At 67.3% G+C, this 19882-nt stretch carries 13 protein-coding genes; 6 read left to right on the top strand and 7 right to left on the bottom strand.

The window, feature by feature from the left end; translation table 11 throughout:
• Window positions 1–10: 10 nt before the first annotated feature.
• From accC to GR303_RS18800, 4 genes are all read right to left on the bottom strand, one after another.
• Window positions 11–1369 (bottom strand): acetyl-CoA carboxylase biotin carboxylase subunit, encoded by a 1359-nt coding sequence (gene accC, locus GR303_RS18815; protein ID WP_161726932.1) that lies wholly within the window; start codon window positions 1367–1369, stop codon window positions 11–13.
• Window positions 1370–1378: 9 nt separating this feature from the next.
• Window positions 1379–1858, bottom strand: a complete 480-nt coding sequence (gene accB, locus GR303_RS18810; RefSeq protein WP_161726934.1) for an acetyl-CoA carboxylase biotin carboxyl carrier protein — start codon at window positions 1856–1858, stop codon at window positions 1379–1381.
• 26 nt (window positions 1859–1884) lie between these two features.
• The gene (gene aroQ, locus GR303_RS18805; RefSeq protein WP_161726936.1) at window positions 1885–2352 is read right to left on the bottom strand and encodes a type II 3-dehydroquinate dehydratase; all 468 of its coding nucleotides are present in this window, start codon (window positions 2350–2352) and stop codon (window positions 1885–1887) included.
• Between the two features lie 270 nt (window positions 2353–2622).
• Window positions 2623–3402, bottom strand: coding sequence for a DsbA family protein (locus GR303_RS18800; RefSeq protein ID WP_161726937.1), 780 nt, complete (start codon window positions 3400–3402; stop codon window positions 2623–2625).
• Window positions 3403–3782: 380 nt separating this feature from the next.
• On the opposite strand from GR303_RS18800, the gene GR303_RS18795 reads away from it, so the two are divergent.
• Window positions 3783–4964, top strand: coding sequence for a pyridoxal phosphate-dependent aminotransferase (locus GR303_RS18795; protein ID WP_161726939.1), 1182 nt, complete (start codon window positions 3783–3785; stop codon window positions 4962–4964).
• A gap of 163 nt (window positions 4965–5127) precedes the next feature.
• Here GR303_RS18795 and GR303_RS18790 read toward each other — a convergent pair whose 3' ends face one another.
• Window positions 5128–7815: an Rne/Rng family ribonuclease gene (locus tag GR303_RS18790; protein ID WP_161747593.1), complete on the bottom strand. Its 2688-nt coding sequence runs from the start codon at window positions 7813–7815 to the stop codon at window positions 5128–5130.
• 607 nt (window positions 7816–8422) lie between these two features.
• On the opposite strand from GR303_RS18790, the gene GR303_RS18785 reads away from it, so the two are divergent.
• From GR303_RS18785 to GR303_RS18770, 4 genes are all read left to right on the top strand, one after another.
• Window positions 8423–9670, top strand: coding sequence for an N-acetylmuramoyl-L-alanine amidase (locus GR303_RS18785; protein ID WP_161726284.1), 1248 nt, complete (start codon window positions 8423–8425; stop codon window positions 9668–9670).
• A gap of 109 nt (window positions 9671–9779) precedes the next feature.
• On the top strand, window positions 9780–12224 hold the full coding sequence (locus GR303_RS18780; protein ID WP_161726320.1) for a penicillin-binding protein 1A: 2445 nt from the start codon (window positions 9780–9782) through the stop codon (window positions 12222–12224).
• A 171-nt stretch (window positions 12225–12395) separates the two neighbouring features.
• A protein-coding gene (gene prfB / locus GR303_RS18775) for a peptide chain release factor 2 (protein ID WP_161726286.1) occupies window positions 12396–13524 on the top strand; the annotation gives its coding sequence in 2 pieces (ribosomal slippage) (window positions 12396–12464 and window positions 12466–13524; 1128 coding nt in all).
• Window positions 13525–13592: 68 nt separating this feature from the next.
• Complete coding sequence (locus GR303_RS18770) at window positions 13593–14255, top strand: alpha/beta fold hydrolase (protein WP_161726288.1); 663 nt, start codon at window positions 13593–13595, stop codon at window positions 14253–14255.
• Window positions 14256–14289: 34 nt separating this feature from the next.
• Here GR303_RS18770 and GR303_RS25215 read toward each other — a convergent pair whose 3' ends face one another.
• Both GR303_RS25215 and GR303_RS18760 read right to left on the bottom strand, forming a co-directional pair.
• Complete coding sequence (locus GR303_RS25215) at window positions 14290–15690, bottom strand: matrixin family metalloprotease (RefSeq protein ID WP_161726290.1); 1401 nt, start codon at window positions 15688–15690, stop codon at window positions 14290–14292.
• A gap of 88 nt (window positions 15691–15778) precedes the next feature.
• Window positions 15779–16246, bottom strand: a complete 468-nt coding sequence (locus tag GR303_RS18760) for a peroxiredoxin (RefSeq protein WP_161726292.1) — start codon at window positions 16244–16246, stop codon at window positions 15779–15781.
• A 225-nt stretch (window positions 16247–16471) separates the two neighbouring features.
• Between GR303_RS18760 and GR303_RS18755 the strand changes: the two genes are divergently transcribed.
• Window positions 16472–19876 carry a YhdP family protein gene (locus GR303_RS18755; protein WP_161726294.1) on the top strand — a complete coding sequence of 1135 codons (3405 nt, stop codon included), beginning with the start codon at window positions 16472–16474 and terminating at the stop codon, window positions 19874–19876.
• The last annotated feature ends 6 nt before the right edge of the window (window positions 19877–19882 follow it).

Genomic DNA, 19882 nt, shown 5'->3' with positions numbered 1-19882 from the left:
TGTAACAAGCCTACTCGCCGTCGCCGAGGCCGCCCGTCTTCAGGAAGTTCTCGAGCCAGTGGATGTCGTACTGGCCGTTCTGGATGTCCGGGTTGCGCACCAGGGTGCGGAAGAGCGGGAGCGTGGTGTCGATGCCGTCCACCACGAACTCGTCGAGCGCCCGGCGCAGGCGCATGAGGCACTCGTTGCGGGTGCGGCCATGGACGATGAGCTTGCCCACCAGCGAGTCGTAATGCGGCGGGATGCGGTAGCCCTGATAGGCCGCCGAATCGACGCGCACGCCGAGGCCGCCCGGCGGATGGAAATAGCTGATCGTGCCGGGGGAGGGGCGGAAGGTGGAGGGGTGCTCCGCATTCACGCGGCACTCGATGGCATGGCCCTCGATCTTGATGTCCTCCTGCCTCACCGAGAGCGGATGGCCCGCCGCCACGCGGATCTGCTCGTTCACCAGGTCGATGCCGGTGATCATCTCCGTGACAGGGTGCTCCACTTGAATACGAGTGTTCATCTCGATGAAGTAGAACTCGCCGTCCTCGTAGAGGAACTCGATGGTGCCGGCGCCGGCATATTGCAGCTCCTGCATGGCCTTGGCCACGACGCCGCCGATGCGCTCGCGCATCTCCACGTTGAGGGCGGGCGAGGGGCCTTCCTCCCAGACCTTCTGGTGGCGACGCTGGAGCGAGCAGTCGCGCTCGCCGAGATGGATGGCGCCGCCCTTGCCGTCGCCGAGCACCTGGATCTCGATGTGGCGCGGCTTTTCGAGATATTTCTCGATATAGACCGCATCGTCGCCGAAGGCCGCCTTGGCCTCGGTCTTGGCGGTCTGGAGCGCGTGGACGAGGTCCTCCTCCGTGCGCGCCACCTTCATGCCGCGCCCGCCGCCGCCGGCGGCGGCCTTGATGATGACGGGGTAGCCAATGTCCTTGGCGATGCGCTTGGCCTCGTCGTCATCGGTGATGCCGCCCTCGGAGCCGGGCACGCAGGGGATCCCGAGGCGCTTGGCGGTGCGCTTGGCCTCGATCTTGTCGCCCATGATGCGGATGTGCTCCGCCTTCGGGCCGATGAAGGCGATGCGGTGATGCTCCAGCACCTCGGCGAAGCGCGCGTTCTCCGACAGGAAGCCGTAGCCGGGATGGATCGCGTCGGCCCCGGTGATCTCGCAGGCGGCGATGAGCGCCGGGATGTTGAGATAGCTGTCGCGGGCGGCCGGCGGGCCGATGCAGACGCTCTCGTCGGCAAGCCGCACATGCATGGCATCCGCGTCGGCGGTGGAATGCACCGCCACGGTGGCGATGCCGAGCTCCTTCGCCGCGCGCAGGATCCGCAGGGCGATCTCGCCTCGGTTGGCTATGAGGATCTTATCGAACATGAAAGCGCCTTACTCGATGACGAGGAGGGGTTCGCCGTATTCGACCGGCGTTCCGTCTTCGACATAGATGGCGGTCACGGTGCCAGCTCGGGGCGCCACGATCTCGTTGAAGGTCTTCATGGCCTCGACGAGGAGAACCTTGTCGCCGGCCTGCACCTTGGAGCCGATCTCGACGAAGGCCTTCGCGTCGGGCGAGGGCTTGCGGTAGGCGGTGCCGACCATGGGGGAGAGGACGGCGCCGGGATGGGGGCCGCCGGGCTTGGCCGCGGCTGCGGAGGCCTCGGCGGCGGCCGGAGGCGGCGCAACCACCGGGGCGGGGGCCAGAGCGGCGGGAGCCGCCACCGGAACGCTGACGGCGGCCGTGACCGTGCGCGCCACGCGGATGCGAAGGTCGCCCTTCTCCACTTCGATCTCGCTGAGGTCCGTGTCGGCGATCAGATTCGCCAGCTCACGAACGAGATCGGGATCGAAAGGATTTTCCTTGGCCATGGGGCTTACCTCTATTCTCTGAGGAACTAATGCTGGGAGGGCTTTGCCTGGCGAGCCCGCTCGGCCATCACCCGGTGAACCGCTTCCAGGCCGAGCAGGTAGCTCATGGGCCCGAAACCGCAGATCACGCCGACGGAGACGGGCGCAATGAGCGAGCGATGGCGAAAGCCCTCGCGAGCATGAACATTCGAAAGGTGGATCTCGACCGTGGGAGCGCCGCTGCCGGAGATGGCATCGCGCAGCGCGATCGAGGTGTGGGTGTAGGCGCCGGCATTGATGACGATGCCCGCGCCCTGCGCTCCCGCCTCCTGGATCCAGTCGACCAGATGTCCCTCATGGTTCGACTGCCGGAACGTGACGGCCACCCCCAGGGTCTCGGCCTTCTGGCGCACGAGCTTCTCGATGTCCGGCAGCGTGGTGCTGCCATAGATCTGGGGCTCCCTGCGGCCGAGCAGGTTGAGGTTGGGTCCGTTGAGGACGAAGATGGCGGTCATAGGGTTAAGGAGCGTTCCTTGAAGCTCCGCCAGGCGGAGCTGAAACGCCCTCTTAGCCAAAAGGCGGGCAGGGGGGAAGGGGAAAACCAAGGCTTTTCCAAGCTTGGCTTAGGGTTCCGCAGCGTGACCAGCCCGCTTTCCCGTCATGGCCGGGCTCGTCCCGGCCATCCCGCTTCCGAAAAGCGCCGCCCCCTCGTTGTCGGGATCGCCGGCACAAGGCCCGTGACGACGTGGAGTTTGAAGCGGAAGGCTGCCGAGCAGGTCCTGGGCCTACCCGCAATTCGCCTTGCCGCACTGGCGGACGTTGGTCACGAGCTGCTTGAGGGGCTCCAGGCCCACGGCGCCGGGAACCACCGTCTCGCCGACGATGAAGGCGGGCGTGCCGGTCAGGCTCAGCTTGTCGCCGAGTTCCATGTTCTCCTGCAGGGCCTTGCGGGTGTCGGGGCTCTCCATGTCCTTCTGAAGGCGGGCCATGTCGAGCCCCATCTCCTTGGCGACCGCCATGGCCCGCTCGCCGTTCACCCGGCCGCGGGTGTCCATCACCTTCACGTGGTACTCGAAGAGCTTTTGGCCCTGGAGCTGGTTCTTGGCCGCGAGCGACACCCGGCTCGCCTCGACGGAATCGGGGCCGAGGACGGGGAAGTCCTTGAGCACGACGCGCAGCTTCGGGTCGCTTTTCACGAGCGTCTGGACGTCGGCGAGGGCCTTCTTGCAGTAGCCGCAATTGTAGTCGAAGAACTCCACCAGGGTGACGTCGCCGGAGGGGTTGCCGACCACGTAGGAATGCGAGGCGTTCAGGAGCGACTGCCGCGTCTCCTTGACGGCGCCCGCCTGTGCCGCCTGCTGCGCCTCCGCCTGCCGCTTCTCGAGCTCGGAGATCACCTCGGTCAGGACCTCCGGGTTCTTCAGGAGATAGTCCTTCACGATCTCGCCGATCGCCTGCTTCTGCTGCTCAGTGAAAACCGGGCTCTGCGCCAGCGCGGCGGGAGCAAGGCCCAGGGTGCCGATGAGGGCCACAGCCTGGCCGAGTTTGAGAAGCGAAGCGCGCATGTCCGGTCCTTTGCGGAGAATTCGTCGAGACAAGTCCGATCCTTAAGAACGGTTCAAGGCAGAGTTGAGACTCGTCTGTTGCCTTGCGAGTTAGCGGCTAGGACGGTGCGGCGTCAAATCACGGCTTTGTTGAATGCGTGTGCAGGATGACGTGCTGTTTCCCTCCCCCTTGCGGGGAGGGGCAGGGGTGGGGGTGGAACGACCGGGCACGGAATCCATCCAGCCAGGCGCTGTAGCGGTCGTTCCGGCTTACGAATGCCTGCAGCGTTTTGACTTTCCGACCCCCACCCTCAATCCCTCCCCGCGAGGGGGAGGGAAGAGTGCCGTGTTCCCGAAGAACCGTCTTGAGGCCCTTTCCGCAACGGGCTACGACCCTTCCCATGACCAAAGCACCTGCCAGTCTCCACCAGCCCCTGATCGCGCGCCGCATGGACCGCGTGGCCTCGTTCCTCGCCATGGACGTGCTGAGCGCGGCCGCCGCCAAGGAGAGGCGGGGGGACAGCGTCATCCACATGGAGGTGGGCCAGCCCTCCGCGCCGGCGCCCCGGGCGGCCCGGGAGGCGGCCAAGACGGCGCTCGATCTCGGCCGCATCGGCTACACGGAGGCGCTTGGGCTCTCGGTCCTGCGGGAGCGGATCGCCCGGCATTACCGCGACACCTATGGCGTCGGCATCGCGCCCGAGCGGGTGGTGGTGACGACCGGCTCCTCCGCCGGCTTCGTGCTCGCTTTCTTGAGTCTCTTCGATCAGGGCCAGCGGGTGGCGATCACCGCGCCGGGCTATCCGGCCTACCGGAACATCCTGGAGGCGCTCGGCATCGAGCCGGTGACGATCCCGCTCGCCAAGGCGGACGGCTGGATCATGACCGCCCGGGCCATCGAGAAGGCCCATGCGGAAAAGCCCCTCCACGGCATCCTCGCCATGAGCCCGGCCAACCCCTCCGGGACCATGATCGGCCGCAAGGCGCTCGCCGAACTCGGCGAGACGTGCCGCCGCCTGGGCCTTTGGTTCGTGTCCGACGAGATCTATCACGGCCTGACCTATGGCGAGCCGGCCTCCACCGCGCTCGCCTCCGACGACGATGCGGTGGTCATCAACTCGTTCTCCAAGTACTACTGCATGACCGGCTGGCGCATCGGCTGGATCGTGGTGCCCGAGCGGCTGGTGCGGCCCATCGAGCGGCTGGCACAGAACCTCTACATCTCCCCGCCCTACCTCTCGCAGGTGGCGGCGCTCGCCGCCTTCGACGCTGTGGAGGAGCTGGAGGCGGTGAAGGCGGGATATGCCCGCAACCGTGCCTATCTCCTGGAAGAGCTGCCGGGGGTCGGCATCACGGAGATGCACCCGGTGGACGGCGCCTTCTACATCTATGCGGACATTGCCCGCTACACGAACGATTCCATCGGCTTCTCGAAGCGCATGCTGGAGGAGGCGGGCGTCGCCGCGACCCCCGGCCTCGACTTCGATCCCATCGAAGGCTCGCATTACCTGCGCCTGTCCTTCGCCGGCTCGGAGAGCGATTGCCGCGAGACGGTGGCAAGGCTGAAGGGGTGGCTGAGGTAATTCTCTCCTTCTCGCGTCATCCCCGGCCTTGTGCCGGTGATCCCGATCGGAAAAGCGCCGTGCTCCTCGGAAGCGGGATGGCCGGGACAAGCCCGGCCATGACGGCGACGGGACAGCCTCGAAAGAAAATGCCCGGCCTTGGAGCCGGGCATTTCTTTTTGTCCTACGATCCGCTCAGAACCGACTTGGCCTTGGACCACCAGCCGGCGCGCTTCGGGCGCTCCGGGTCGGGCGGGGTCAGCACCACGGCGACCGGTTCCGGCTCGGGCACGGGCGCGGGGGCGGGCTCCTGCGCCGCGACGGGCTCGGGAGCGGCAGGCTGGGACGGAGCGACGATGGGCTCCTGGGCGGCAGGCCTGGGCGCCTCCGGCTCGGGCCGGGCGGCCGCTGCCGGAGCAGGCTCGTCGGAGGCGGGCTCCGCCTCGTCGGCCTCGGAGGCGGCGAAGCCCTCCTCCCTGGCGAACTCTCCGGCCTCGTCACGGCCGCGCCCACGGCCGCCCCGGCGGCCGCGACGGCGGCGGCGTCCGCCCCGGGATTCGTCATCCGCCTCGCCGGCTTCGATGGGCGATGCATCGCCGCCGGAGGTCTCGGCGTCGGAATCCTCCTCGTCGGAATCGCCCTCGGCTTCCCCGGCCTCGCCGCCTTCATCGGACGAATCCGCGCCGGCGAAGGCCTCGCGGTCCCGGCCGCGCCGGCGGCGACGGCGCCGGCGACGGCGGCCGCCGCCTTCGCCCTGCTCGCCGCGCTCCTCGCCGGCCGCCTGGCTCTCCTCGGCGCTCTCCTCCTCGACCTCGGCCTCGATCTCCTCCTCGGGCTCGTCCACGGGGACGATCGCATCGATCTGGATGCCCGTCGCAGCGGACTTGTGCTCCAGGCGCAGGGCGGGCTCGCCCCGGTCGATGGCGTAGGTCGTGGTGCCGTGCAGACTGTCGTCGGCCACGATGGAGATGGCGACGCCGAAGCGGGTCTCGAGATCCCGCAGGTGCACGCGCTTCTGGTTCAGGATGTAGAAGGCCGCCTCCATCCGGGTGCGGACGATGAGGTTGTAGCCGGAATTCTTGATGAGCGTCTCCTCGATGGAGCGCAGCACCTGCAGCGCCACCGACGGCGTCGAGCGCACGAAGCCGGTGCCGGCGCAGTGCGAGCAGGGGATCGAGGAGGATTCCAGCACGCCGGTGCGGATGCGCTGGCGCGACATCTCGAGCAGGCCGAAGGGCGAGATGCGGCCGACCTGGATGCGGGCGCGGTCGTTCTTCAGGCACTCGTTCAGCTTCTTCTCGACGGCGCGGTTGTTCCGCTTCTCCTCCATGTCGATGAAGTCGATGACGATCAGGCCGGCGAGGTCGCGCAGGCGCAGCTGGCGGGCGATCTCCTCCGCCGCCTCGAGGTTCGTGCGCAGGGCCGTGTCCTCGATGTTGTGCTCGCGGGTGGAGCGTCCCGAGTTCACGTCGATGGAGACCAGCGCCTCCGTCGGATTGATGACGAGGTAGCCGCCGGACTTGAGCGTCACCACGTTCGAGAACATGGCGTCGAGCTGGGCTTCGACCCCGAATTTCGCGAAGAGCGGCTGCGGGTCGCGGTAGGGCTGGACCAGCTTGGCATGGCTCGGCATGAGCATGCGCATGAAGTCCTTGGCCTCGCGGTAGCCCTCCTCACCGGCGACCATGATGTCGTCGATGTCCTTGTTGTAGAGGTCGCGGATGGCGCGCTTGATGAGGGAGCCTTCCTCGTAGACGAGGGCAGGGGCTGCGGACTTGAGGGTCAGCTCGCGCACGCTCTCCCACAGGCGCATGAGGTATTCGTAGTCGCGCTTGATCTCGGGCTTGGTGCGCGAGGCGCCGGCCGTGCGCAGGATGATGCCCATTCCCTCGGGCACCTCCAGCTCCTGGGCGATCTCCTTCAGGCGCTTGCGGTCGGCCGCGTTGGTGATCTTGCGCGAGATGCCGCCGCCCCGGCCCGTATTGGGCATGAGCACCGAGTAGCGCCCGGCGAGCGAGAGGTAGGTGGTGAGCGCCGCGCCCTTGTTGCCGCGCTCCTCCTTGACCACCTGGACCAGCAGGATCTGGCGGCGCTTGATGACTTCCTGGATCTTGTACTGCTTGCGCGGAATGCGCGGGCGCTGGGGAACGTCCTCCAGGGCGTCGCCCCCGCCGAGCTGCTCGACGATCTCGTCCTCGGACTCCTCGTCCTCCTCCTCGTCGTCTTCGCTGTCGTCCTCGTCGGATTCGTCATCGTCCCCCGGGGAGCGCGCCTCGGTCTCCTCCGCGGCCTCCTCGGCCTGAGGCGCCTCGACATGGGCCGATGCTTCGACCGCTTCCAGTGCGCCCTCGGCCTTGTCTTCGCCAGCGGCGGCGCCTTCGGCCGCAGTCGCTTCGGAAGCCTCGCTCAGGGTTGCGGCGTCGCCTGACGCCTCGCCCTCGGAGGCGCCGGCCTCAACGGCTTCGGCCGTACCCGCCTCGGCCTCGGTCGAGACCACGGTCTCGTCGTTCTCGGCCCGGCGCTGCGAGGAGCGGCGGCGGCGACGATGGCTGCGGCGCTCCTCCTCGCGCTCCTCCTCGGCCTGGGCCTGTGCCTCGGCCTCCAGCAGAGCCTGACGGTCGGCGACCGGGATCTGGTAGTAATCGGGGTGAATTTCGCTGAAGGCGAGGAACCCGTGGCGGTTGCCGCCGTATTCCACGAAGGCCGCCTGAAGGGACGGTTCGACCCGGGTGACCTTGGCGAGATAGATGTTCCCGCGCAGTTGCTTCCGGTTAGCGGATTCGAAGTCGAATTCTTCGACCTTCTGACCACGTACCACCACGACCCGGGTTTCTTCCGGGTGGGAGGCATCGATGAGCATCTTGTTTGCCATGTTGAACTCTCGACATGGCGATCGAGGGCAGGACCTGAGGCAGGGGCCGCATTGTGGGCGGAGTGGCACGCCGCAGGCGAAGGCGGCGGGCTGAGATTGCGTTCGGAGTGCTGTCGATCGCCATCCTGCGCCGCGTTGGGGCGCATTCTGGGTTGAATTGGGCCGGCTCTTGGCCGGAAACGGTGAGGGAAGGGCGTGTGCGACGGAGAACGCGCGATTCGAACGGTGCAGAAACGAAGGTCAAAGCTGACTTCGTGCGTGCAACCATCCGAGACTGCCCTTTCGTAGATTTCGATGGGCCGGGTGGATCCGGCCATCGGCGAGTGGCGACAAGCGTCGCCATATGGTCCCCTCGGTGAGCCTGTCGAGGGTGACGGGTTCCCTGAGGATCGGTCAACACAACCGTCTCCTCGGATCCGCCGTCAGATTCGGCCATGCCGGACGGGACCAAGATCATTACAGATCGATTGGGGCATTTGGCAAGATCCCGTGTCACTGTGCCATGAATGCAACAGAGTCTCAGCAATGTGTCGACCGGAGTGAGGTTCCGTTAACCAAACGCGGTCTATCGGTATAGGAAGGACGCTCGAACCCTCAGCGATCAGCGATGCCCTTGTCCCGCTTCATCCGCCTCGTCAGCGCATGCCTCATGGCGATTGCCGTCGCCGCGGGGGCAGGGCGTGCCCTGGCGGCCGGGGAGGGGGCGAAGACGCCCGCACCGGCCATCGCCGCAGCCGTCGCCGTGGAGGCGGACGGGGCGAAGACCCGCTTCCGGATCACCCTGTCGAAGGCCGTGATGGCCCAGGTTTCCCTCATGGAGCGCCCGGACCGGGTCATCGTCGACCTGCCCGAGGTGGCCTTCCATCTGCCGCCCGAGGCCGGGCGGCAGAAGCAGGGGCTCATCGCCTCCTACCGCTACGGGCTGTTCGCGCCGGGCCGGTCCCGGGTGGTGATGGAGCTTGCCCAGCCGGCGGTGGTCTCCGGCATGACCACGGCCCCCGATTCTACGGGCGCGGCCACGATCCTCACCATCGAGCTCACCCGCGCCGAGCGCGAGGAGTTCCGCCAGGCGGCGGCCGAGAGCGCTCAGGGGAGCAAGGGTCCCTCCGCCCCGCCGCCCGTGCAGGAAGCCAAGGATTCGCGCCCGGTGATCATGATCGATCCCGGCCACGGCGGCATCGACCCGGGGGCCGCGGCCGGATCAAGCCAGCTTTTCGAGAAGGACCTGGTTCTTTCCTTCGCCCAGCGCCTGAAGAAGAAGCTCGAGGAGAGCGGGCGCTACAAGGTCCTGATGACCCGCGAGCAGGACGTGTTCGTCTCCCTCGGCGATCGGGTGCGGGCGGCCCGGAGCGCCCAGGCCGATCTCTTCATCTCCATCCACGCGGACTCGATCTCGGGCGGCCAGGACGTGCGGGGCCTGACGGTCTATACCGGCTCCGAACGGGCCTCGGATGCCGATTCCGCAAGGCTTGCCGACCGCGAAAACAAGGCCGACGCGGTGGCCGGCGTCGAATCGGGCGAGATGCCTGACGACGTAAGCGACATCCTCATGGAACTCACGCTGCGGGAGACGCGGGGCTTCTCCCACAGCTTCGCTTCGCGCCTCGTGGGAGAGTTCGATTCGGTGGCCCGCCTCAACAAGAACCCTCACCGGCAGGCGCGTTTCCAGGTGCTGCGGGCGCACGACGTCCCCTCGGTGCTGGTCGAGCTTGGCTATCTGTCGAGCCAGAAGGACCTGGACCTGTTGATGTCCGAGGAATGGCGCGCCAAGATGGTCTCGGCCATGGCGGTGGCGGTGGACCGATTTTTCGCCACCCGGCTGGCGCGGCGCGGTGCTGCCGCAGTTTTACCATAGAGAGAGTGTGGATACCCGTAGCGGGGGCGCGATTCATCGGTTAACGAGGGTCCGCGTTTCAAGATCTACATAAACGGGCGCCTCGAGGCGCCTCATGGAACACCTTCGGATGCGCTTCGTCCTACGATTCTTCGGCTTTCTCTTCAGCGTGGGAGCGATCTTCTTCCTGATCGGCGCCGTGGGGCTGGCCTATGGCTTCTGGTTCTACTCGAAGGACCTGCCGGACCATGCCCAGCTCGCCAATTACGAGCCTCCGGTCATGACCCGCATCCACGCCGCGGACGGCAGCCTGATCGCCGAATATGCCCGCGAGCGCCGGCTCTACGTGCCGATCCAGGCCGTGCCCAAGCTCGTGATCAATGCCTTCCTCGCCGCCGAGGACAAGAACTTCTACAGGCACCCGGGCATCGACCCCGAGGGCCTGATGCGCGCCATCGTGGTCAACCTGCGCTCGGGCGGCGCCCGGGAGCAGGGCGCCTCCACCATCACCCAGCAGGTGGCCAAGAACTTCCTCGTGGGCAACGAGCGCAGCTACGAGCGCAAGATCCGCGAGGCGCTGATCGCCCTGCGCATGGAATCGACCTTCTCGAAGGACAAGATCCTCGAGCTCTACCTGAACGAGATCTTCCTCGGCACCCTGACCCCGGGCCGGAATCTGCACGGCATCGCGGCGGCAGCCCTCGATTATTTCGGCAAGTCGATCCACGAACTGACCATCGCCGAGGCCGCCTATATCGCGGCCCTGCCGAAGGGGCCGAACAACTATCACCCCTTCCGCCAGCGCAAGGCCGCCATCGAGCGCCGGAACTGGGTGATCGAGCGCATGGCCGTCAACGGCTATATCTCCAAGGAAGCGGCGGAAGCGGCTCAGAAGGAGCCGCTCAACGTCAAGCCGCGCAACGTCTCCCCGAACAGCATCGCGTCCGGCTACTTCGCCGAGGGCGTGCGCCGCGACATTGCGGAGCGCTACGGCGAGGAGACCCTCTACGAGGGCGGCCTGCTGATCCGCTCGACCCTCGACCCCAAGATGCAGGCCATGGCCCGCAAGGCGCTGGTGGACGGCCTCGTGCGCTTCGACGAGGCGCGCGGCTGGCGCGGCGCCCAGCAGAAGATCGACGTAGCCGGACGCGAATGGGGCCTCGCCCTGGCCGAGGTGCCGGTTCTGGGCGACGTGCAGCCCTGGCGTCTGGCCGTGGTGCTGGAGGTTGCCCGGGGGCAGGCCAAGGTCGGCCTGCAGCCCAGGCGCGAGGCCTCCGGGCAGGTGGTGAAGGACCGGGAGACCGGCATCGTCACCGGCGATGGCGTGAAGTGGACCCGCCGGGCGGTCGAGAAGGCGGTTTCCGTGGGCGACGTGGTCTATGTGGAGCCGCTGGCCGACAAGCCGGGGCAGTTCCGCCTGCGCCAGATTCCCGAAATCTCGGGAGCCATCGTGGCCATGGACCCGAATACGGGGCGCGTCCACGCGATGGTGGGCGGCTTCTCCTACGACCAGAGCGAGTTCAACCGGGCGATCCAGGCCATGCGCCAGCCGGGCTCCTCGTTCAAGCCGATCGTCTACGCGACGGCCCTCGACAACGGCTACACGCCCTCGTCCCAGATCCTGGATGGGCCCTTCGTCCTCGACATGGGGCCGGGCCAGGAGGCGTGGGCGCCCAAGAACTATGACGGCAAGGCGACCGGCGTGCGGACGCTCCGCTACGGAATCGAGCATTCGAAGAACCTGATGACTGTGCGCCTCGCCAACGAGGTCGGCATGCCCGTGATCTCCGAATACGCCCGCCGTTTCGGCGTCTACGACGACATGCTGCCGCTGCTCTCCATGTCCCTGGGGGCCGGCGAGACCACGGTGATGCGCATGACCGCGGCCTATTCGATGTTCGTCAATGGCGGACGCCGCATCAAGCCGACCCTGATCGACCAGATCCAGGACCGCAACGGCCGCACCATCTACCGCCACGACGACCGCAAATGCACGAACTGCAGCGCGGAGAAGTGGGACGGCGGCGCCCCGCCCAAGCTCGTCGAGAACCGGGAGCAGGTGATCGATCCGCTCACCGCCTACCAGATCACCTCGATTCTGGAAGGCGTGGTCCAGCGCGGCACCGCGCAGACGGTCAAGGCCGTCGGCAAGCCGCTCGCCGGCAAGACCGGCACCACCAACGATGCCAAGGACGTGTGGTTCGTGGGCTTCTCCCCCGACCTCGCGGTGGGCGTGTTCCTCGGCTACGACCAGCCGAAATCGCTCGGCAATGCCGCGACGGCCGGCCAGTATGCCGCGCCGGTCTTCCGCGACTTCATGCAGATGGCGTTGAAGGACAAGCCCGCGACGCCGTTCCGCGTGCCGGCGGGCATCAAGCTCATCCGCGTCAACGCCTCGACCGGCACCCGCGCCAGCGGGGAGGGCGGCGGCACGATCCTCGAGGCCTTCAAGCCCGGCCAGGCGCCGCCGGAATACGTGCCGCCGGAGCCCGAGGACATGCCCCAGGTCGAGTACCAGGGCGGTCCGGGGGCTCCCCGGCAGGCCGTCGGCGTGGGCACCGGCGGATTGTACTGACGGGCTGCGCCCACCATATCGACACCACCCTCCGAACAGCGAGAAGCGGCCGATCCCTGCAGCCCGGTCGGGCTGCAGGGATCGGCGCCCATCGGCCGGAGGGTTCCTTTGACAGGGGGCGGTGACCCCCTTTAAGACACCGCGACCATCAGGCACGGACAGCACGGAACAATGCGCGCCGAAATCCAACACCTCGTAGAAGAGACCAAGCAGTCAGTCGGGCTGCTGAGGAGGCATCTTTGACTGGGATACAGCCCAGCGACGCCTCGCGGAACTGAACGCCCAGGCCGAGGACCCCAACCTCTGGAACGACGCCGAGGCCGCGCAGAAGATCATGCGCGAGCGCACCTCGCTCGAGGATCAGATCTCGGCCGTGAAGCGCCTCGAGCAGGAGCTCGAGGACGCGATCACCCTGATCGAGCTCGGTGAGATGGAGGATGACGAGGCGACGATCCGGGAGGGCGAGGAGGCGATCCGCGCCCTTCAGGCCGAAGCCGCCCGCCGCCAGGTCGAGACGCTGCTCTCCGGCGAGGCCGACGCCAACGACACCTACCTCGAAGTGCATTCGGGCGCCGGCGGCACGGAAAGCCAGGACTGGGCCAACATGCTCCAGCGCATGTATGCCCGCTGGGCCGAGCGCCGGAAGTACAAGGTCGAGCTTCTGGAAGTCACCGACGGCGAAGAGGCCGGCATCAAGAGCGCCACGCTCCTGATCAAGGGCCACAACGCCTATGGCTGGCTCAAGACCGAATCCGGCGTGCACCGCCTGGTGCGCATCTCGCCCTACGACTCGAATGCACGGCGGCATACGAGCTTCGCCTCGGTGTGGGTCTATCCGGTGGTGGACGACCGCATCAACATCGAGATCAAGGAGTCCGACTGCCGGATCGACACGTTCCGCTCCTCGGGCGCGGGCGGCCAGCACGTGAACACCACCGACTCCGCGGTGCGCATCACCCACATCCCCACCGGGATCGTGGTCGCCTGCCAGCAGGAGCGCTCCCAGCACAAGAACCGGGCCACGGCCTGGAACATGCTGCGCGCGCGCCTCTACGAGCTGGAGCTGAAGAAGCGCGAGGAGAAGGCGAACGCGGAGGCCGCCGCCAAGACGGACATCGCCTGGGGTCACCAGATCCGCTCCTACGTGCTGCAGCCCTACCAGATGGTGAAGGACCTGCGCACCGGCGTTCAGTCCACGAGCCCGCAGGACGTGCTCGACGGCGATCTCGACGCCTTCATGGAAGCCTCCCTCGCCCAGCGCGTCTATGGCGGAGCCGCCGAGGTCGAGGACATCGACTAGGCCTGCATCTTTCCCCCGTCGCGATCCGGCTGCTAAAAGATCCGGAGCCGCGACGGGAGCAGCACGCCATGAGACAGGACAAGATCGACATCCGGGGCCGCAACGGCTTTCCGATCTCCGGCAGCCTGATCCGGCAGGACGGGCCCGCCTCCCGCCTCGCGGTGTTCTTTCCGGGTCTCACATACCGCAACGGCATGCCCGTGCTCCACTACCCGCGCCAGCTCCTGCTCGCGCGCGGCTACGACGTGCTGAACGTGGACTATGCCTATGACGCGATCCCGGACTTCATGGCCCTTCCCGAGGCGGACATGATCGCCTGGATCGGCGAGGATGCCCGCGCAGCCATGGGAGCTGCCTTCGCCCTCGGGCCCTACGCGCATTTCACCCTCGTCGGAAAATCGCTCGGCACCGCAGCCATGGCTGCGGTTGCTCCCGACGAGCCCCGTCTCGCCTCCGCCGACCTCATCTGGCTGACGCCGGGCTTCAGGACGCACGGCGTTGCCGAGCGGATGGCGCGCTCCCCGCAGCGCTCGATCATCGTGATCGGAACGGCGGATCCGCATTACGAGGAAACTCACGTTTCCGCGGCGCGGACCAGGGGCGCCGAGGTCGTGGAGATGCCCGGCCTCGACCATGGGCTGGAGAAGCCCGGGGATGTTGCGGGCTCCCTTCTGGCCATGAGGGAGATCATGGAGCGCATTGCCGCGTGGGTGGATGCCTCGCCAGGCTAGCGGCAGGGTGGCCGCAGCGTTCCGGCGCCGCTCCCTACACGACGAAGAAGTCGTAGCCGTCCAGCGATACCGGGCTCAGGAACTGCGCAAAGCGCAGGGCAGCCGTGGGCCCTGATCCGTCCAGGTCGTAGTAGAGAGCGTTCTGCGTCTGGTTGAAGACGATCCTGTCGTCCGCCTCCGTCGCCGCCGGTCCCTGCACGAAGGCTGCGCTGCCGAGATAGCCCTTCGTGAGACCTGTGAAGACCAGCGAGGAGAGGACGATCCTGTCATAGCCCCAGCTGGTGCCGAAATCGGCGATCACGTCCACGTCGTCGACACCGTTGAAGAAGGTGTCGAACACGAAGTGGTCGCTGCCTTCGCCGCCCGTCAGGACATCGCTGCCTGCACCTCCGTGCAGGGAGTCGTTGTCGATGCCGCCGTCCAGGACGTCGTTGCCGATATCCCCGTGCAGGACGTCGCCGCCTTCGCCGCCGTTCAAGGCGTCGTTGTCGACATTGCCGTAGAGAGAGTCATCGCCGTCTCCGCCATTCAGGACGTCGGAGCCCGTGCCGCCCTGGAGGGTGTCGGAGCCGTATCCTCCCTTCAGGGCATCGTTGCCGATGTCCCCGTCGAGAAGGTCGTCGCCGTTGCCGCCGCTCAGGATGTCGTTGCCCGTTCCGCCCAGCAGGGTGTCCTCGCCGCCCAATCCATAGAGCCTGTCGTTGCCGCGCCCGCCATGGATGGCGTCCCCGACCGCGACGCCGTAGATGAGGTCCGCCTGGCTCTTGCCGACCTGCGTCAGAACCTGCTTGGACTTGCTCCAGCTCCACTTCGCCACCTGGCGTCCGTCCTGCGAGGGGCTTCCGTAAAGGGCGCGGATCGCCTGGATGTCCAGCGGCCCGAGAGCGGCGGATTGCATGTTCACGTCGCCACCCGTGTAGCTCATCACGGTGTGCTTCACGTGGTCCAGATCCGATCCCAACAGCTTCTTGTTGTGGGTCATCTTGTGGAAGGGATGCTTCAGGCCGAGCGCATGGCCGAGCTCATGGAGCAGAATGTAGAGCTTGAAGGACGGGTTCTTCGCCATCTCGGCGCGGTGCTGGGTGTTCAGGTAGACGTTGCCGCCGCTGCCGTCGCGAACCAGGTCCCCTCCGTCCGACGACGTCCGGGTGAGTTCCGGGAATTCGGCCCAGGCGGTGACGGTCTGCCATTGCCACTGCCACTGGAACGTGATCTCGGCTTCGCTTCCCTTGACCTCGATGAAGCGGATGCCCGAGGCGTCCCCCCACATCTTCAGGGCCTTGCGCGCCATGGCCTTGTCTGCGCTGCCGAACTTCGACGAGTCCCATTGCGAAGGATTGAAGGTGTAGGTCAGGAAAACGGGCTTCCTGCTGGTTCTGAGGCCGGACAGGGCGTTCCAGCTTTGGCCGGAAAGGATGGCTTGGTAGTTCGGCATTGCTTGGGGAGGGCCGTGGCTGGAAGGAACATCGGAGGAGCAGCAATAAAGCGCTTATTTTCTTATGAAACAATAACGTATCGTGGGATCAGGGCAGCGCTTTTGCCGCAGCCAGCACCTCCTCTGCGTGGCCCTGCACCTTCACCTTGGTCCAGATCCGGGCGATCCTGCCCTCCCGGTCGATGAGGACGGTGGTGCGCTCGACGCCCATGTACTTGCGGCCGTACATGCTCTTCTCCACCCACACCCCATAGGCCTGCAGCATGCTCGTCGCCTCGTCGGAGGCGAGGGTGAAATCGAGGCCGTACTTGGCGCGGAACTTGTCGTGGCTCTTGAGCGAGTCGGGAGAGACGCCGACGATCTCCGTGTCCGCTGCGGCGAAATCCGCCTTCAGGGATTGGAAGCTCTGCGCCTCCAGGGTGCAGCCGCTGGTGTCGTCCTTCGGGTAGAAGTACAGGACGACCTTGCGGCCCCTCAGGCTGTCGAGATCGAGTGTCCGACCATCTGTCGCAGGCAGGGAGAAGGGCGGGGCCTGGGTTCCGGTGCCGAGTGTCATGAATCGCCTTCCTTTTGACGGAATATGCTGCTTGGAAGCCTCCGGTGTGCACGACTGAAGGGGACGGTCGCGGGAGGCGCCCAAGACGGCTAAGGTCTCCGAACTGATTCCCCGATTGTCGCTCGAGCGCAAGAACCGGACCGCCCAACGCCAACAAGTATGAAGCTGCCATCGCGTACCACGTTGTCCCGGCAAGACCCGGTGAAGCGGAGCCTCCTCAGACGCGTGTTGCGTGGCACCCTCTATGTGAAGCTTGGGCTGGTTCTTTTCGTCGCGGCCGCTCTCGGCCTGCTCTATCTGCGCCTGGCTGCGGCGCCCATGAGCTTCGGGCGCCTGCCCGAGCGGGTCGCGGAGGCGCTGGCCGCCCGCATCGGACCGGGCTGGCAAGTGACCCTGCGGAATACGGCCATCCAGCTGCATGACGGCTCCCCCGCGCTCCGGGCGAACGGCCTCGACATCCGTGCGCCGGGCGGCGACCTCGTGCTGCGGGCTCCCTATGCGATCCTGAGCGTGGACCTGACCTCCCTCCTGACCGCCAACCTCCAGCCCAAGACCGTCGAGGTGCGGGACCTGCAACTGCGGGTTCTCGTCAACCGGGACGGGTCCCTGACCTTCTCGCCGGTCTCCGCGGAGGCGAGCGATGCGGCCGTTCCGCCGCCGGCAAAGTCCGAGCCGTCCAAGGAGGCTGCCGCATCGCTGGCTCTCGATGCCGATGGGCCGTCGCCGGTCTCCGGGGCGGTCGGATCGCTCCTCGAGCTGATCGTCGGCCCCGGCAGCGTTCTCAACTCCCTCGACAAGGCCCGGCTGACCAACGCGCGGCTCGTCTTCATCGATGCGGATGGCCGCGAGCGCGCCCGCTTCCAGCGGGTGGACGCGGCCTTCGACTGGGCGGAGAACGGCGGCCGCCGGTTTGCGGCCACGGTCCAGGGGGAGCAGGGAGCGTGGCGGCTGAATGGCGATGCCGCTGCGGAAGGGCCGGATGGCTATCGCGCCAGCGTCGCCGCCGACGGGGCGCCGATCAAGGACATCCTCCTGCTCACGGGAGCCTCGGACCTGCCCGCCACCACGGACCTGGAGTTCTCCGGGCGCTTCGACATGGCCTATGCGCAGGGCCGCGTTACGGAGCTGAAGACGCGGCTGGAGAGCAGCGCGGGCACCTTCCGCATCGAGGACGTGGACACCTCTCCCTTTCCGGTCGACCGGGCCCTGATCGAAGCCCATTGGAACGAGGCCGGCAAGGCGCTGGAGATCGACGCCATCGCGGTGGAGGGCGGCGCGACGCGCTTCCGCCTGGGCGGGCGCCTGCTGGCCCCGACGGGGAGAGATCCGTGGCGCCTGCTCCTCGGCGGCAGGGATATCGCCTGGTCGGGCGCGGCGGCGGGGGATGCTCCCCTGAAGGTGGACGAGTTCGCAGCCGAACTCTCCGGGCACGATGGCGTCAGGATCGACGGCATCACGCTCAAAGGGCCAAACCTTTCGGCCCGCATCAGCGGCCTTCTGGCGGCGACCGCCGACCCGAAGGGATTGAGGCTCGACGTTCGGGCCGAGAAGACCGATATCCGCTCGGCCCTGCGCATCTGGCCCGAGGCCGTCGCCCCGCCGGTCCGCCGGTACCTCGTGTCCCACCTCAAGGCGGGCATGCTGGATTCCATCGACCTCAAGGTGGCGATGACCGGCGCCGACATGGAGAAGGCGCTGAACGGCGGCCCTACTCCCGACAAGTCCCTGGGCATCGACTTCGCCATCTCGAAGGGCGTGCTCCAGGTCGACGAGGGCATCCCGCCGATCTCCGGCATGGACGTAACCGGCCGCGTCACGGGCCGGTCGGTGACCCTGCGCGCCCCGTCCGGCCTCGTCCAGATGGCAGGCGGGCGGGCGCTGATCGCGTCCGAGGGAGCCTTCGTCCTGGACAATTACTGGGACGACAGCGCCGTGGCGCGCATCGATTTCCGCCTGACGGGCGGGGCCGACGGGTTGGGAGCCCTGCTGCTGGAGCCGCGGATCAAGGAGATCGCGGGGTTCAACATCGATCCCGCCACCATGAAGGGGCGGACCGATCTGCGCGTCGGCATCGGGCTGCCCGTGAACGACATCCCGGCCTTCGTCGATCTGCCCCTGAAGGTCGCCGGCACCGTCAGCGATTTCGGGATCGACCGCTTCATCGGCAAGGATCGCCTCGAGGGCGCCAACCTGACCATTGCCTATGACCGGGGCGACCTCTCCGTGAAGGGCGACGGCAAGCTGGCCGGAAGCGCCGCCGCCATCGACCTGCAGAAGGACCGCCAGGGCGGGCAGGCGAGCGTGGCCTTCTCCCTCGACGAGGCGGCGCGCAGCCGCCGGGGCCTGTCCTTCGGCTCACAGCTCACGGGAACCATCGGCCTGAAGGCAAGCATGCCTCTGGGCGAGACCGCGCCCTCCATCATTCTCGTCGAGGCCGATCTCGCCAAGGCAGGCGTGGATCAGCTGGTCCCCGGCTGGGTGAAGCCGGCCGGCCGGCCCGGCAAGCTGACCTTCACCCTTGCGGAGGGGCCGACGACCGAGATCCGTGACCTGCAGCTCGAAAGCGGCCCGGTGCTGCTGCGGGGCAGCGCGGTCCTGTCCGGCGAGGGCAGCCTTGAAAAGGCGGAGCTGTCCACCTTCAAGCTCTCGCCCGGCGACGACATGCGTGCCCAGATCGAGCGCGCCAACGGCGCCTACAAGGTCACGATCCGGGGCAATGTGGGCGATGCCCGTCCCTTCGTGAAAGGCGGAGCGGGCGGCGCGGCTCCGGCTGCGCGCAACGGCTCGTCCCAGAAGGACGGCAAGGACATCGATCTCGACCTGAGCCTCAACATCCTCACCGGCTATAACGAGGAGGCGATCACGAATGCGACGATCAAGGCCTCGCTCCGCAAGGACAGCCTGCGCCAGCTGGAGATGAAGGGGCGCCTCGGCGCCACCGACATTCTCGGCCGCACCCTGATCGACGGCGCGAGCGGCGCGCAGGTGGTGATCGTCCAGGCTCAGGATGCCGGCTCGCTCCTGCGCTTCACCGACATCTACAAGCGCATGTCGGGCGGCACCCTCATCCTCCAGCTCGCCACCGGTGAGGAGCCGCAGGCGGGGCATGTCATCCTGCACTCCTTCGCCCTCGTCAACGAGCCGGCCCTGCGCCGGATCATTCCGACCCAGACCCAGATCGTGGCCGGACGGGATGCGGCCGGCAATCCGCAGATGGTCCGTGTGGACGTGAACGAGGTGCAGTTCACCAAGGCCCGGCTCGAGTTCACCCGCTCCGCCGGACGGCTCGACTTCAAGGATGCCGCCATCTGGGGCAACCAGATCGGCTTCACGCTCGGCGGGTTCATCGACTACGCCCGCGACCGGCTCGACATCACGGGAACCTTCGTGCCGGCCTACGGCCTCAACAACGTCTTCGCCCAGGTGCCCCTGTTCGGGCCCCTGCTGGGCGGCGGGCAGAACGAGGGCCTCTTTGCCGTCAATTTCCGCCTGAACGGGCAGGCGAGCGCGCCGTCGCTGACGGTCAATCCGCTCTCCGCGGTGGCTCCCGGCTTCCTGCGCAAGCTCTTCGGCGTGGGCGCCGGAGGGGAGCCGCAAACGGGTTCTCTCCCGGCGGTACCGGACCGGTAGGGCTGG

The sequence above is a fragment of the Microvirga arsenatis genome (assembly GCF_009910705.1).
GTDB classification, from domain to species: Bacteria; Pseudomonadota; Alphaproteobacteria; order Rhizobiales; family Beijerinckiaceae; genus Microvirga; species Microvirga arsenatis.
This window is presented reverse-complemented; position numbering and strand designations above follow the sequence as displayed.

Bases quoted from the DNA above. Each gene is read 5' to 3' on its own strand.
- accC (WP_161726932.1), bottom strand. From the start codon at position 1,369: ATGTTCGATAAGATCCTCATAGCCAACCGAGGCGAGATCGCCCTGCGG.
- accB (WP_161726934.1), bottom strand. From the start codon at position 1,858: ATGGCCAAGGAAAATCCTTTCGATCCCGATCTCGTTCGTGAGCTGGCG.
- aroQ (WP_161726936.1), bottom strand. From the start codon at position 2,352: ATGACCGCCATCTTCGTCCTCAACGGACCCAACCTCAACCTGCTCGGC.
- GR303_RS18800 (WP_161726937.1), bottom strand. From the start codon at position 3,402: ATGCGCGCTTCGCTTCTCAAACTCGGCCAGGCTGTGGCCCTCATCGGC.
- GR303_RS18795 (WP_161726939.1), top strand. From the start codon at position 3,783: ATGACCAAAGCACCTGCCAGTCTCCACCAGCCCCTGATCGCGCGCCGC.
- GR303_RS18790 (WP_161747593.1), bottom strand. From the start codon at position 7,815: ATGGCAAACAAGATGCTCATCGATGCCTCCCACCCGGAAGAAACCCGG.
- GR303_RS18785 (WP_161726284.1), top strand. From the start codon at position 8,423: ATGCCCTTGTCCCGCTTCATCCGCCTCGTCAGCGCATGCCTCATGGCG.
- GR303_RS18780 (WP_161726320.1), top strand. From the start codon at position 9,780: ATGCGCTTCGTCCTACGATTCTTCGGCTTTCTCTTCAGCGTGGGAGCG.
- GR303_RS18770 (WP_161726288.1), top strand. From the start codon at position 13,593: ATGAGACAGGACAAGATCGACATCCGGGGCCGCAACGGCTTTCCGATC.
- GR303_RS25215 (WP_161726290.1), bottom strand. From the start codon at position 15,690: ATGCCGAACTACCAAGCCATCCTTTCCGGCCAAAGCTGGAACGCCCTG.
- GR303_RS18760 (WP_161726292.1), bottom strand. From the start codon at position 16,246: ATGACACTCGGCACCGGAACCCAGGCCCCGCCCTTCTCCCTGCCTGCG.